General features: G+C 58.6%; 12 protein-coding genes, 1 tRNA gene and 1 pseudogene. 6 read left to right on the top strand and 8 right to left on the bottom strand.

Annotation, left to right across the window (positions count from 1 at the left end; all coding sequences use genetic code 11):
• Positions 1-4: 4 nt before the first annotated feature.
• Positions 5-1,399 carry a glycoside-pentoside-hexuronide family transporter gene (locus EGY08_RS15485; RefSeq protein WP_123828640.1) on the bottom strand — a complete coding sequence of 465 codons (1,395 nt, stop codon included), beginning with the start codon at positions 1,397-1,399 and terminating at the stop codon, positions 5-7.
• Between the two features lie 291 nt (positions 1,400-1,690).
• Between EGY08_RS15485 and EGY08_RS15480 the strand changes: the two genes are divergently transcribed.
• A tRNA-Sec gene (locus tag EGY08_RS15480) sits at positions 1,691-1,785 on the top strand.
• Between the two features lie 406 nt (positions 1,786-2,191).
• Here the strand turns inward: EGY08_RS15480 and EGY08_RS15475 are convergent.
• Positions 2,192-2,797 carry a shikimate kinase gene (locus tag EGY08_RS15475; protein ID WP_123828639.1) on the bottom strand — a complete coding sequence of 202 codons (606 nt, stop codon included), beginning with the start codon at positions 2,795-2,797 and terminating at the stop codon, positions 2,192-2,194.
• Between the two features lie 57 nt (positions 2,798-2,854).
• Between EGY08_RS15475 and EGY08_RS15470 the strand changes: the two are divergent.
• The 4 genes and pseudogenes from EGY08_RS15470 to EGY08_RS15455 form a co-directional block, all read left to right on the top strand.
• Positions 2,855-2,941: pseudogene (locus EGY08_RS15470) on the top strand (DUF3237 domain-containing protein); the annotation flags it as partial.
• 112 nt (positions 2,942-3,053) lie between these two features.
• A complete protein-coding gene (locus EGY08_RS15465) occupies positions 3,054-4,061 on the top strand; it encodes a zinc-binding alcohol dehydrogenase family protein (protein ID WP_004126749.1) in 1,008 nt (335 codons plus the stop codon).
• A 1-nt stretch (position 4,062) separates the two neighbouring features.
• Entirely contained in the window at positions 4,063-4,365 is a 303-nt protein-coding gene (locus EGY08_RS15460) for a putative quinol monooxygenase (RefSeq protein WP_004126750.1), read from the top strand.
• A 160-nt stretch (positions 4,366-4,525) separates the two neighbouring features.
• On the top strand, positions 4,526-5,575 hold the full coding sequence (locus tag EGY08_RS15455; protein WP_004126751.1) for an NAD(P)-dependent alcohol dehydrogenase: 1,050 nt from the start codon (positions 4,526-4,528) through the stop codon (positions 5,573-5,575).
• Here EGY08_RS15455 and EGY08_RS15450 read toward each other — a convergent pair.
• Positions 5,572-6,525, bottom strand: a complete 954-nt coding sequence (locus tag EGY08_RS15450; protein ID WP_004126752.1) for a GlxA family transcriptional regulator — start codon at positions 6,523-6,525, stop codon at positions 5,572-5,574. The genes EGY08_RS15455 and EGY08_RS15450 overlap by 4 nt on opposite strands.
• A 14-nt stretch (positions 6,526-6,539) precedes the next feature.
• Positions 6,540-7,319, bottom strand: a complete 780-nt coding sequence (locus tag EGY08_RS15445) for an MBL fold metallo-hydrolase (protein ID WP_049113161.1) — start codon at positions 7,317-7,319, stop codon at positions 6,540-6,542.
• A gap of 169 nt (positions 7,320-7,488) precedes the next feature.
• Between EGY08_RS15445 and EGY08_RS15440 the strand changes: the two genes are divergently transcribed.
• Positions 7,489-8,043 carry an NUDIX hydrolase gene (locus tag EGY08_RS15440; RefSeq protein WP_112166073.1) on the top strand — a complete coding sequence of 185 codons (555 nt, stop codon included), beginning with the start codon at positions 7,489-7,491 and terminating at the stop codon, positions 8,041-8,043.
• On the opposite strand, the gene EGY08_RS15435 is transcribed toward EGY08_RS15440, so the two are convergent.
• The 4 genes from EGY08_RS15435 to EGY08_RS15420 all read right to left on the bottom strand — a co-directional run bounded on the left by EGY08_RS15435 (position 8,035) and on the right by EGY08_RS15420 (position 11,257).
• Positions 8,035-8,895 carry a DMT family transporter gene (locus EGY08_RS15435; protein WP_004126758.1) on the bottom strand — a complete coding sequence of 287 codons (861 nt, stop codon included), beginning with the start codon at positions 8,893-8,895 and terminating at the stop codon, positions 8,035-8,037. The two genes, EGY08_RS15440 and EGY08_RS15435, sit on opposite strands and share 9 nt — an antisense overlap.
• Before the next feature lie 24 nt (positions 8,896-8,919).
• Positions 8,920-9,729: a lipoprotein NlpA gene (nlpA, locus tag EGY08_RS15430; protein ID WP_032741986.1), complete on the bottom strand. Its 810-nt coding sequence runs from the start codon at positions 9,727-9,729 to the stop codon at positions 8,920-8,922.
• A 161-nt stretch (positions 9,730-9,890) separates the two neighbouring features.
• Positions 9,891-10,361, bottom strand: coding sequence for a DUF1348 family protein (locus EGY08_RS15425; RefSeq protein ID WP_049113163.1), 471 nt, complete (start codon positions 10,359-10,361; stop codon positions 9,891-9,893).
• Positions 10,362-10,636: 275 nt separating this feature from the next.
• The gene (locus EGY08_RS15420) at positions 10,637-11,257 is read right to left on the bottom strand and encodes a pyridoxamine 5'-phosphate oxidase family protein (RefSeq protein WP_087828382.1); all 621 of its coding nucleotides are present in this window, start codon (positions 11,255-11,257) and stop codon (positions 10,637-10,639) included.
• Positions 11,258-11,323: the final 66 nt, after the last annotated feature.

The raw sequence follows: 11,323 nt of genomic DNA, 5'->3' as shown, positions 1-11,323 counted from the left end.
CCTTTTAGTTTTGCCATTCTTTGCCGATCGGCGCTGAAGTGAAGTCGTGTTCGTTGCGCCGTGCCCCCTGAGCCAGCTCCGTCATCATCTTTTTCAGGAACGGCGTTTTCAGGGTGTAGTAGCGTTTAGCAATGACCGCGCTCAGCAGATAGCAGACCGCCGGAGCGAGGGTAAATAATGAGATAATGATGGTGATAGTGGCGCTGTTCTGGGTTTTGGCCGCAGCATCGTAACCGCCGCCTGCCAGCACCCAGCCAATCAGCGCGCCGCCCAGCGCCAGGCCCAGCTTGAGCACGAACAGGGTGCCCGCAAAGCTGATGCCGGTCAGGCGTTTGCCGTTACACCATTCGCCGTAGTCGACGGTGTCGGACATCATCACCCACTGAATCGGCGTCACCAGCTGGTGCAGCACGCCAATCACGAAGATAAAGGCGAACATGGTGATTTCGGCGTCCATCGGCACGAAGAACATTGCCACGCTCAGCGCCGCAAGCAGAGCATTGGTCCACCAGAAGACGCTGACTTTGCATTTCCAGTCGGTGAGCGGCTTCGCCAGCGCCGAGCCAATCAGGTTGCCGACGCAGTAGGTGGTGAGAAAGGCGGTGAACAGACCCGCAGATCCCATGATCCAGGTGGTGTAGTACATCATCGCGCCGCCGCGAACGCAGACCGCGAGGATGTTGAGGATGGTCAGCAGACCAACGACACGCCACTGATCGTTGCGCCAGATATCGCGCAGGTCTTCCCGCATTGAGGTTGAGCTCGGCGGCGCTTCGACGCGCTCTTTGGTGGTGAAGAAGCAAAACGCCAGCATCAGGAACGCGATCGCCGAGAGCACCGCGATGCCGCCCTGGAAACCAAAGGCTTTGTCTTCGCCACCGATAAAGTTCACCAGCGGCATCATCAGCACGGTGGAGAGCATGCCGCCCGCCGTCGCCAGCACAAAGCGCCAGGACTGCAGGGAGATGCGCTGCGTTGGGTTGTCGGTGATAACCCCGCCCAGCGCGCAGTACGGGATGTTAACGACGGTGTAGAGCAGGGTCAGCAGCGTGTAGGTGACCGCGGCGTAAATCAGCTTGCCGTTATGACTCAGGTCCGGCGAGCTATAGGCCAGTACGCAGACGAGGCCGAACGGAATCGCGCCGAACAGGATCCACGGGCGGAATTTCCCCCAGCGGCTGCGGGTACGGTCGGCCAGCAGTCCCATGCAGGGGTCGGATATCGCATCCAGCGCGCGGGCCAGCAGGAACATGGTGCCGACATAGCCGGCAGGAATACCAAAAATATCGGTATAGAAAAACATCATATACAACATGACGTTATCAAAAATGATGTGGCTTGCGGCATCGCCCATGCCGTAGCCAATCTTCTCTTTGACGGACAAAATATGATCTTTCATCGCACACTCTTCTCTCAGCGCTGCCGCGGGTTGGTACCGGTTACATGCTTTGTAAACCATCCGCGCAGTAAGATGAATTGCGATATCTCATATTCAAATTACGTTTCTTGTTTTATGTGATCCCGGTAGCCTGAAAGAGTGTTTAAAAGTGTAAGCCACGGATTTTGCAAGGAATTGTTTAAGAAGGTTCTGTAAAGTCCAGTTTTAACAGTAAAAAAGTGCGTTTGGGTATGTGGTTAATGCAGGAAAGTAGCTATAATGCGCCCCGCCTCCATGTAGCAATCGAGGCGCGGAAGATCGTCATCTCCGGTGAGGTGGCTGGACTTCAAATCCAGTTGGGGCCGCCAGCGGTCCCGGGCAGGTTCAACTCCTGTGATCTTCCGCCAGTTCAATCATTTTTATCCATGTGAACTTATCCAGAAAATCAGCCTTTCGGTTCAATACCTTTCGCTTTTAGCGCGCTTCTCGCCAGTTCTTTAAACCAGCTCGTAAAATTCCCCCCTTCTTCCGCTGCCACGGTATCCAGCTATTCCTTCAACGAGTTGATTTTGTTTTCTATGCAGATTTTGCATCCCTGACATCAGGCCGTATTACTGCAACTTCATCAATCCTCCCAAAGTGTAGGCAGAGCATTAAGTAACGTCTAAATTGCGCTATAAATTAAGTGACTGATATATTTCATTTTTTATGTGTTTTCCGCGCCTTTCTGCCGGACGGCGCCTTGCCCGGCCTACGCGATCCGGGATTATCTTTGGGCCTGTGTAATTCCCACAGGGCTGCGCTGCATGGCGTTTAGTTATACAGCCCCAGCTTCTGTGATAGTTCACTCAGCTCACGCATCGCCTCCAGGCTTTTTTGTTTCCGCTGTTCCGCAGCCACCTTCTCCCGCACCCGCTCCGCCACCCTCTCCGGCTCCTCAGACGAAACCACCCGGCAATCGTCTAACGTACAATACTCCCTAAAGCGCTGGCGGAACTTCATCTCTTCTTTTTCTCTGACCAGACCAAAGCCGCGCATCAGCTGGCGCGCGACCACGATGCGCGTTGCGATATCAATATCCTCTGACGGCAGTAGCAGTATGGAATACCCGACCTGCCGCACAAGCAGTCGGTTGCTGGCAACGATCTCCGGGCAGACATCGGTGGCAAGAAATCCCGAGGAGAGCACCACCACTCGTTTTTCATGCGGATTCTCCGCCAGCAGGCGAGAGCATAGCGCGGCGTTCTCACGCACATAGCGCTCGTATCCATCGCGCTGAATATATTGGCGAATATTTAAAATCTGCTCGCAAAATTCGCTATCGAGATCGATAAGCCGGTAGCTCATCGCCTGCGCCAGCAGCGCTCCAACCGTGCTTTTCCCCACCCCGCCAGGGCCAATCAGAAACAGCGTATTCATCTTTGATTTCCCGCATCCTTGTAAAAATGTCATTTCATCAGAATATGGCAAAGAACACTGTGCTGGATAACCACCTCGCTGTTTATCTGTTCCGGTGGCCGCACGCAGCACGGCGTGATGCTCGATTTTTATCGCGTCCGCTGATTTTCACTTTTTCAATATAACTGTTATCGCCGTCGGGCCATTTTTCCCCCGCCTGCCGCGGTCTATCCTCAGTACAGTCAAACGATGAACCTTATTCAAAACCGGAGAGTGTATGAAAGCGATCGCCATTACTCGCGCAGCGACCGAAGGCAGCAATATTCCTTTTTTAACCGACATTGAGCTGCCGCAGCCGGTTGCCGAGGGGCATGACCTGCTGGTTGAAGTGAAGGCCATTTCCGTCAACCCGGTGGATACCAAAGTCCGCGCCGGGTTTAACGCCGATACCCCGCGCGTGCTGGGCTGGGACGCGGTCGGCGTGGTGAAAGCCGTCGGCAGCGCGGTGACGCTGTTCGCCGCGGGAGATGAAGTATGGTACGCCGGCGCGCTGGGCCGTCCGGGCAGCAACAGCGAATTTCAGTTAGTGGATGAGCGCATCGTCGCCCGCAAGCCCCGTTCGCTGGACAACGCCTCCGCCGCCGCGCTACCGCTCACCGCCATAACCGCCTGGGAGCTGCTGTTCCACCGCCTTGGCGTAGAGGAAGGCGGCAACGCGGGCGACACGCTGCTGATCGTCGGCGCGGCGGGCGGCGTCGGTTCAATACTGACCCAGCTCGCCAGCAAGCTGACCGGCATGACGGTCATTGGCACCGCCTCGCGTCCGGAAAGCCAGAAATGGGTACGAGAAGCGGGGGCACATCATGTTATCGATCACAGCAAACCGCTCGCCGACGAGCTGGCGCGGATTGGCGTTAAAGCAGTGACCCATGTCGCCAGCCTGACCAATACCGACCAGCACTATCCGCAGCTGATCGCCGCTCTCGCACCGCAGGGCAAACTGGCGCTTATTGACGACCCGGAAACCCTCGATGTGGTGCCGCTGAAGGCGAAAAGCATCTCCCTGCACTGGGAATTTATGTTTACCCGCTCGATGTTCGCAACGCCGGATATGATCGCCCAGCATCAGCTGCTGACCCGCGTGGCGGCGTTGATAGACGACAACACCATTAAGACCACCCTCGGCGAGCACTACGGCGCCATCACCGCCGCCAACCTGCAAAAAGCGCACGCGCAGCTGGAAACCGGGCGTTCGGTGGGCAAAATCGTGCTGGAGGGCTTTTAAGATGAGCCACGAAGCGATCTCGATTATCGCGGTGCTGAAGGCAAAGCCGGGGCAGAAAGATGCGCTGCGGCAAGCCCTGCAGGCGCTGCTGCTGCCGACGCGTCAGGAGCCAGGCAACCTCGATTACGCCCTGTTTCAGCTGCGCGATGCGCCGGATACGTTCTATATGCGCGAATCCTGGCGTAGTCAGGAAGCGCTGGAAGCGCATGTCGCCCTGCCGCACTTCCAGAATTTTATCGCGCAGATGAATGACCTGCTTGCCGAACCGCTGCGGCTGGATTACCTGACGCCCGTCGCGCCCTGATATTTTCTGTACTCCGTTTACGGGGGTGAGCCCATCTTTGACCCTTTGAGCTCTCCCCCTCCCAACCCGCCTCAACCAGGCCAGGCTTGATCCTGCCGCTCAAAAAAACGCTCTCCCCCCTCCGTTTTATTCAACGCCGTTATGTAGAAGAGGTTTTGCTATGCAGATCAACGCTATTGGAACGAACTCGGCCAGCCAGCCGCTGGGGTCAATGGCCATCACCCGCCGCGAACCGGGGCCGGACGATGTGCAGATCGCCATTGATTATTGCGGCGTCTGCCACTCGGATGTACATCAGGCCCGCGCCGAATGGGCCGGAACGCTCTATCCCTGCGTACCGGGCCATGAAATCGTCGGCCGGGTGACCGCCGTGGGCAGTCGGGTCTCCGGTCACGCCGTGGGCGATCTGGTGGGCGTCGGCTGTATGGTCGACAGCTGTAAAGAGTGCGAGGAGTGCCGGGATGGGCTGGAAAACTATTGCGACCATATGGTGCTCACCTATAACGGCCCGACGCAGGACGCGCCCGGCCACACTTTAGGCGGTTACTCCCAGCAGATCGTCGTTCATCAGCGCTACGTGCTGCGCGTCCGCCATCCCAAAGAGCAGTTGGCCGCCGTCGCGCCGCTGCTGTGCGCGGGCATCACGACGTACTCGCCGCTGCGCCACTGGAACGTCGGGCCGGGTAAGAAAGTCGGCATCGTTGGCATCGGCGGACTGGGGCATATGGGCATCAAGTTGGCCCACGCCATGGGCGCCCACGTGGTGGCCTTCACCACCTCGGAATCCAAGCGTGACGCGGCGCGCGAGCTGGGCGCGGACGAAGTGGTGGTCTCTCGCAACGAAAACGAAATGGCCGCCCACCTGAAAAGCTTCGACTTTATTCTCAACACCGTGGCGGCGCCGCATAACCTCGATGCCTTCACCACCCTGCTCAAGCGCGACGGCACCATGACGCTGGTGGGCGCCCCCGCCACGCCGCATCCCTCGCCGGAAGTGTTTAATCTAATCTTCCGCCGCCGGTCAATTGCCGGGTCGATGATCGGCGGCATTCCGGAAACCCAGGAGATGCTCGATTTCTGCGCCGAGCACGGCATCGTCGCCGATATAGAGCTGATTCGCGGCGACCAGATTAACGAGGCCTGGGAGCGGATGATTAAAGGCGACGTGAAATACCGCTTCGTCGTCGACAGCGCCACGCTCGGCGATTAAGCCCCGCGGCGAAAGGTGCGCCGCCACTCCGCCGGGCTGACGCCAAAGCGCGCTTTAAACTGCTGGCGCCAGGTTACGGCGGAGCGATAGCCCACTTCCTCCGCCACCTGTCCGACCGGTAAATCCCCCGCCTCCAGCAGGATCTGGCTGCGCCGCAGGCGCTCGGCGGCCAGCCAGTCGGCGATACCCATCCCGGTCGCTTTGGCGAAATGGCGGGTCAGGGTCCGGCGGCTCATCGCTGCAACCTGCGCCAGGGAGTCAAGATTATGCGGTTCGCGGATGTGCTGCTGGAGATACTCAAGCAGGCCGTTAATCCGCGCGTCGCGGGTGTTTTTCGGTACCGGCTGGGCGATAAACTGCGCCTGGCCGCCCTCACGGTGCGGTGGGACGATCATTCGCCGGGCGATCTGATTGGCGACAAGGCTGCCAAAACGCTGGCGAATGAGATACAGGCAGCAGTCGAGCGCCGCCGCGGTACCCGCCGAGGTGATTACCCCTTCATCGTCAACGTACAGCGCGTTGATATCCAGCCGCACCTGCGGAAACAGGCGCTGAAAATCCTGTTCGAACTCCCAGTGGGTCGCCGCGCGCCTGTTGTCCAGCAGCCCGGCGTAGCCGAGTACAAACGCCCCGAGGCACAGGCCGACGATCTGCGCGCCGTTATTGCGCGCGCGAACCAGACCGTCCAGCAGCGACTGCGGAGGACGCTGATTTACCGCCCCCCAGTAAGGCACCACCACGATATCCGCCTGCTCCAGAAGAGAAAAATCGCCGCTGGCGTTCAGCGCGAAGCCGTCGCGGGCGCTCAGCAGCCCGGGCCGTTCGGCGCAAATATGCAGGTTAAAGCGTTTGGTTTCCGAGACCGTATCGCCAAACAGCATACAGGGCACCGAGTAGTGGAACGGGCTAAACCCGTCCACCGCTACAATCGCCACTTCCGTGAGTTTCATCGCCCGCTCCGCTTTTAAAAGACCATACTTTCCCCATCCTGCGGGATGCTGACCGCCTCGGCAATCTGATTGTCAGCCACGTACTGGCGTAGCTCATCGCGGCTGAGCAGACAGTGGTTCACCGCCTCCAGATGGCTGGCGACAATTTTGGCTTCCGGTAGGGTGAAGTGCGCCTTCAGCACATCCTCTTTGCCCATGATGATCGGCCCAAAACCGATGACGTGCGCATACCCGGCATTCAACACCACTACGTCAGGGCGCAGCCTGAGCATGTCGGCTTCCACTTCATCGCGCCAGATGGTGTCCCCCACCAGCCACAGGGTTTTCTCCTGCGGATGGCGCAGCACCACGCCGCAGGCTTCGCCCAGGCGCTCGGCCATTGCCGGCACCGCATAGGTGCGATCGCTGCCGTGCTGGCCCGAGGTGGTTTTCACCAGCGCAACGTCAGCAAACGCGCTGCCCTCAGAGAGCAGACGAATATCGCGAAAGCCCTGGCCGCCCAGCAGCTGAGCGTCGGCGTCATGCTGGACGTAAACCGGCAGGGTTTTGGGGATCGCGGCGATCGCCGCCTCGTCCCAGTGATCATCATGGGTGTGGGTGACGATAACGGCATCCACGTCAACGATCGCTTCAATGGAAAAAGGTAATTCCACTAGTGGGTTACGCAACTCGCTGCGCGCGGTACCGGCGAAACCCGCCCAGGCGCCCCTGGCTGAAAGCATCGGGTCAATCAGAAACTTTTTACCCGCATATTCAATAAGCTGGGTAGCATTACGCACATGGGTGATTTTCATGATGTTCATTCCTCTTCGCGGTTATCTGGCGAACATCGTACGTCCCACAAGCCTGGCGCAATATGGGCGTTTGGGCAATGAACGATGAAATCGGGCCAATCTGCGACGGTTGCCATTGGCTCCCGGCTATGATGTGCTGAACGCTCAACGTTGAGGAACAGTAGCTACGATGAAAAAGAAACTCACTTCCGCCGATATGCACGATGTTGAAGTTCTGGCAGACACCCCATGGTTCAGCATGCGCAAGGTCGGAATTGATATGGCGCCCGGCGATCGGCGGGATTTTTACTCCATTCACTATCCTCGCCCGGCGGTGGGGATTGTGGCGATGCAGGATGACAAAGTGCTGCTGATTCGCCACTACCGTTACCTGATCGATCGGGTGGTGTGGGCCGTTCCTTCAGGCGGCGTTGATGAAGAGGAAGACCCGCGCGAGGCGGCCCTGCGCGAGCTGCGGGAAGAGACCGGCTGGCAGGCGCAGCGCGCCGACGAAATCATCCGCTATAACCCATCCTATGGCAGCAGCGACCAGCTGTTTATCACCTGGCTTGCCAGTGATTTAACCTGGGTGGGGATGGATGAAGATCAGGATGAGGTGATGGAAACGGGCTGGTTTACCCTCGAAGAGATTGGCCAGCTGATCGCCCGCGGCGAGATGCCGGACGGGCTATCGCTGGTGCCGCTGCTGCATCTGATGGCGCAACGGCGCACCGGTTTAGCGTAACGGTTTCAGCATCCGCCAGCGAAACCACAGCTGGGCGACGAGGATCAGCACACCGCCGATAATCTTCTGCAACGGCAGCTGTTCGCCGTACCACAGCGCGGCGGCAATCACCGTCAGCAGCGGTTCCAGCACCATTATAATCGCCGCGCTGGCGACCGCCGCGTACTTCTGCCCCTTCATTTGCAGGCCGAAGCGCAGGCTGGTGGCGATAACGATGCTGGCGAGCAGCCAGCCGAAGGTCGGCAGGGTAAACGGCTGAGTCCAGCTTTCAACGGCGGCGGAGATCCCCAGCCCGACAATCCCGGTGATGCCTAGCTGCACGGTAGTCAGCGGGATCAGCGGCACCTCGCGGGCGCTTTTGCTGGTGTAGCAAAACCAGATCGACTGCACCAGCGCGGTCAGCAGAAACCAGCCCTGGCTGGGGTGAAACGCAATCGGCATATGCAGGCTGAGCAATCCGAGGCCGACAATGGCAATCGGCAGGCACTCCCAGTAGGCCCGCGCCGGCCGCGCCTTCATCATCACCCATGCGGTAAGCGGCACGAACAGCATCGACAGGCTCATGATAAACGCCCCTTCGCCCAGCGACGGGGTCGTCGATACCGAATAGATCCACAGGCACAGGTTTAGCGCAAACCACAGGCCGCTGATAATCATGCGCGGCCACTGCTGCCTCTCGACGCGCAGGCCGCGGCAGAAAGGTAGCAGCAGCAGCGCGGCGAAGAAAAAACGCAGGCCGAGGAAAGCGAAAACCGGCATGCCGGCAATCGCTTCCCGGGAAAAAATCCATCCGCAGGCGGCGATAACCGTCGCGGCTATGAGCAGCAAATCAGCCTGGCGTTGCCGGGTCATCGCCACGTCTCCTTGTGTCAGTCATTACCAGCCGGGCACCGCGCCGCCGTTGAAGATGGTCTCCGCCGCCTTCGCCACTTCCGGCGACTGGTAGGAGTGGATAAACGCTTTGACGTTTTCCGCGTCTTTGTTGTCTTCACGGGTCACGATGATGTTCACATAGGGCGAGTTTTTATCTTCAATAAAGATACCGTCGCGCACCGGTGAAAGGCCGGTCTGCTGCAGGTAGGTGGTGCTGATGATCGCCACGTCAACTTTCGGGTCGTCGATGACGCGCGGCAGCTGCGCCCCTTCCAGCTCCATAATTTTCAGGTTATGCGGGTTATCGGTGATATCGACCGCCGTCGGCAGCAGGCCAGTGCCCGCTTTAAGGGTAATCAGCTTTTCCTGCTGCAGCAGAAGCAGCGCGCGGCCCAGGTTGGTCGGGTCGTTCGGAATAGCGATGGTCGCGCCGTCTTTCAGCTCGGCGACGGATTTTATTTTGCGCGAGTAGCCCGCCATCGGGAAGACGAAGGTGTTGCCCACCGCCACCAGACGATAGTTGTGGGCTTTATTATCCTGTTCGAGGAACGGGCGGTGCTGAAAGACGTTGGCGTCCAGATCGCCAGCGTTGGTGGACTCATTCGGCAGCAGCGAGCCGCTAAAGCCCACCAGCTCCACGTCGAGACCATATTTCTCTTTGGCCACTTTCTTCGCCACTTCCGCCACATCCTGTTCCGCGCCGTTAATGACGCCGACTTTAATGTGCTTCGCATCGCTGCCCTTCTGGTCGCAGCCCGCCAGCAGCAGGCCCGCCAGCACCACGGCGGCGGCTGTCCGTAAACGCAATTTCATTGTTATAACCCCATCAGTCCATAGAAAATCGTTATTATTTTTCGTCTGAAACTATAACGACTTTATGGCGAGGTTTTAAACGCAAAAACCGCAACCGGAAATAAAATCATCTTCCCCCTTTCTCCCGGGGGGCGGCTCGCTGCGCAGAACGGGGACGCGCCTTACAGCCCCAGCTCACTCAATCCCGGGTAATCGTCCGGGCGGCGGCCCTGGGGCCAGTGAAACAGACGCTCGCTCTCGGTGATGGGCAGATCGTTAATGCAGGCGTAGCGCGTATGCATCAGTCCGTGCCGATCAAACTCCCAGTTCTCGTTGCCGTAAGAGCGAAACCAGTTGCCGCTGTCATCTTGCCACTCATAGGCAAAGCGTACCGCAATACGGTTATCGCTCCATGCCCACAGCTCCTTAATCAGCCGGTACTCCTGCTCTCTACGCCATTTGCGCTGCAGGAAGTCGATAATCTGCGTTCTGCCGTGAACAAATTCGCTGCGGTTACGCCATTCGCTATCGACGGTATAGGCCAGGGCGACCTTAGCGGCATCGCGGCTGTTCCAGCCATCTTCTGCGGCACGGACTTTTTGCGCGGCGCTCTCGCGGGTGAACGGCGGCAGAGGCGGACGTTGTTCGGTCATCATGAATCTCCTGTATGAATACCCTTCATACTTCAAGTTGCTTATGTGTTGGCTATGGATTACTCGGCCCATCCATGGGCCTCGCCCTCACGGGCCGTCGCAAGCGACGTTCAAATCTGCTCCCGGCAGATTTGTCGTTCCCCCCAGTCACATAGTTATCTATGCTCCTGGGGATTAATAAAAGGCTCCTGCCTCTCACCGGAGGCCAGCCTTCGGCTGGTCAAATTCGTTCCCGACGAATTTGTCACTCCCTTGCCGCCTTTAAGCAACTCGAATTATTTGGGGTATATAAGCTGCTGCAGGCGCTGATTTTCCCGCTCCAGTTCGTCAATACGCTGTTGCAGCGTCTGGCTATACTCCGCCACCTGCTGAGCGGTGTAGCGGGGAGTAATATGCTGGGGGCAGTTCCAGTCAAAAGCCTGCAAATGAAAACGGTAAATACGCTCAATCCGGGCCCGATAGTTCTCCGGCGCGACCCGCGCCAGCAGCTGCGGGTCGGCATCCGCCGCCGTCACCTCTACGGTGGCGTAGATTTTCAGCCTCGCACGGCGCGGGTAATCCATCAAAAACAGACAGGCCCGATCGCTGCCGCGCAGGTTGCCGGTGGTGATGTACTGGCGATTACCGGAAAAATCCGCCATCGCCAGGGTGGTTTCATCCAGCAGATGCAGAAAACCCACCGGACCGCCGCGATGCTGAATATAGGGCCAGCCGGTTTGCGAAAGAGTGGCCAGATAGAAGCTGTCGCGGGTGGCAATCATCGCCTCCTCGCTGGCGCCGAAGCGCTCACCCCGGCGCTGGCGATGCGGCGACTGCCACAGCTCATCGCTGCCCATTTCATGCTGGACAGCCATCACGTCCGGCGTCATGGCGATATCAAGAAATTCTGCTGGCATAGTTCCTCCCGATGCGTTGCGGCGTAACTCATCATGGACTGTGCTGGCAGAAAAGATAATAGTGGG

Source organism: Klebsiella sp. FDAARGOS_511, assembly GCF_003812845.1.
GTDB classification, from domain to species: domain Bacteria; phylum Pseudomonadota; class Gammaproteobacteria; order Enterobacterales; family Enterobacteriaceae; genus Klebsiella; species Klebsiella grimontii.
Note: the sequence above shows the minus strand (reverse complement) of the source record. Positions and strands in the feature narration are given on the sequence as shown.

Excerpts from the sequence above, each read along its gene's own strand:
- EGY08_RS15485 (WP_123828640.1), bottom strand. The coding sequence starts at position 1,399 with ATGAAAGATCATATTTTGTCCGTCAAAGAGAAGATTGGCTACGGCATG.
- EGY08_RS15475 (WP_123828639.1), bottom strand. The coding sequence starts at position 2,797 with ATGAATACGCTGTTTCTGATTGGCCCTGGCGGGGTGGGGAAAAGCACG.
- EGY08_RS15465 (WP_004126749.1), top strand. The coding sequence starts at position 3,054 with ATGAAAGCGATCGCCATTACTCGCGCAGCGACCGAAGGCAGCAATATT.
- EGY08_RS15460 (WP_004126750.1), top strand. The coding sequence starts at position 4,063 with ATGAGCCACGAAGCGATCTCGATTATCGCGGTGCTGAAGGCAAAGCCG.
- EGY08_RS15455 (WP_004126751.1), top strand. The coding sequence starts at position 4,526 with ATGCAGATCAACGCTATTGGAACGAACTCGGCCAGCCAGCCGCTGGGG.
- EGY08_RS15450 (WP_004126752.1), bottom strand. The coding sequence starts at position 6,525 with ATGAAACTCACGGAAGTGGCGATTGTAGCGGTGGACGGGTTTAGCCCG.
- EGY08_RS15445 (WP_049113161.1), bottom strand. The coding sequence starts at position 7,319 with ATGAAAATCACCCATGTGCGTAATGCTACCCAGCTTATTGAATATGCG.
- EGY08_RS15440 (WP_112166073.1), top strand. The coding sequence starts at position 7,489 with ATGAAAAAGAAACTCACTTCCGCCGATATGCACGATGTTGAAGTTCTG.
- EGY08_RS15435 (WP_004126758.1), bottom strand. The coding sequence starts at position 8,895 with ATGACCCGGCAACGCCAGGCTGATTTGCTGCTCATAGCCGCGACGGTT.
- nlpA (WP_032741986.1), bottom strand. The coding sequence starts at position 9,729 with ATGAAATTGCGTTTACGGACAGCCGCCGCCGTGGTGCTGGCGGGCCTG.
- EGY08_RS15425 (WP_049113163.1), bottom strand. The coding sequence starts at position 10,361 with ATGACCGAACAACGTCCGCCTCTGCCGCCGTTCACCCGCGAGAGCGCC.
- EGY08_RS15420 (WP_087828382.1), bottom strand. The coding sequence starts at position 11,257 with ATGCCAGCAGAATTTCTTGATATCGCCATGACGCCGGACGTGATGGCT.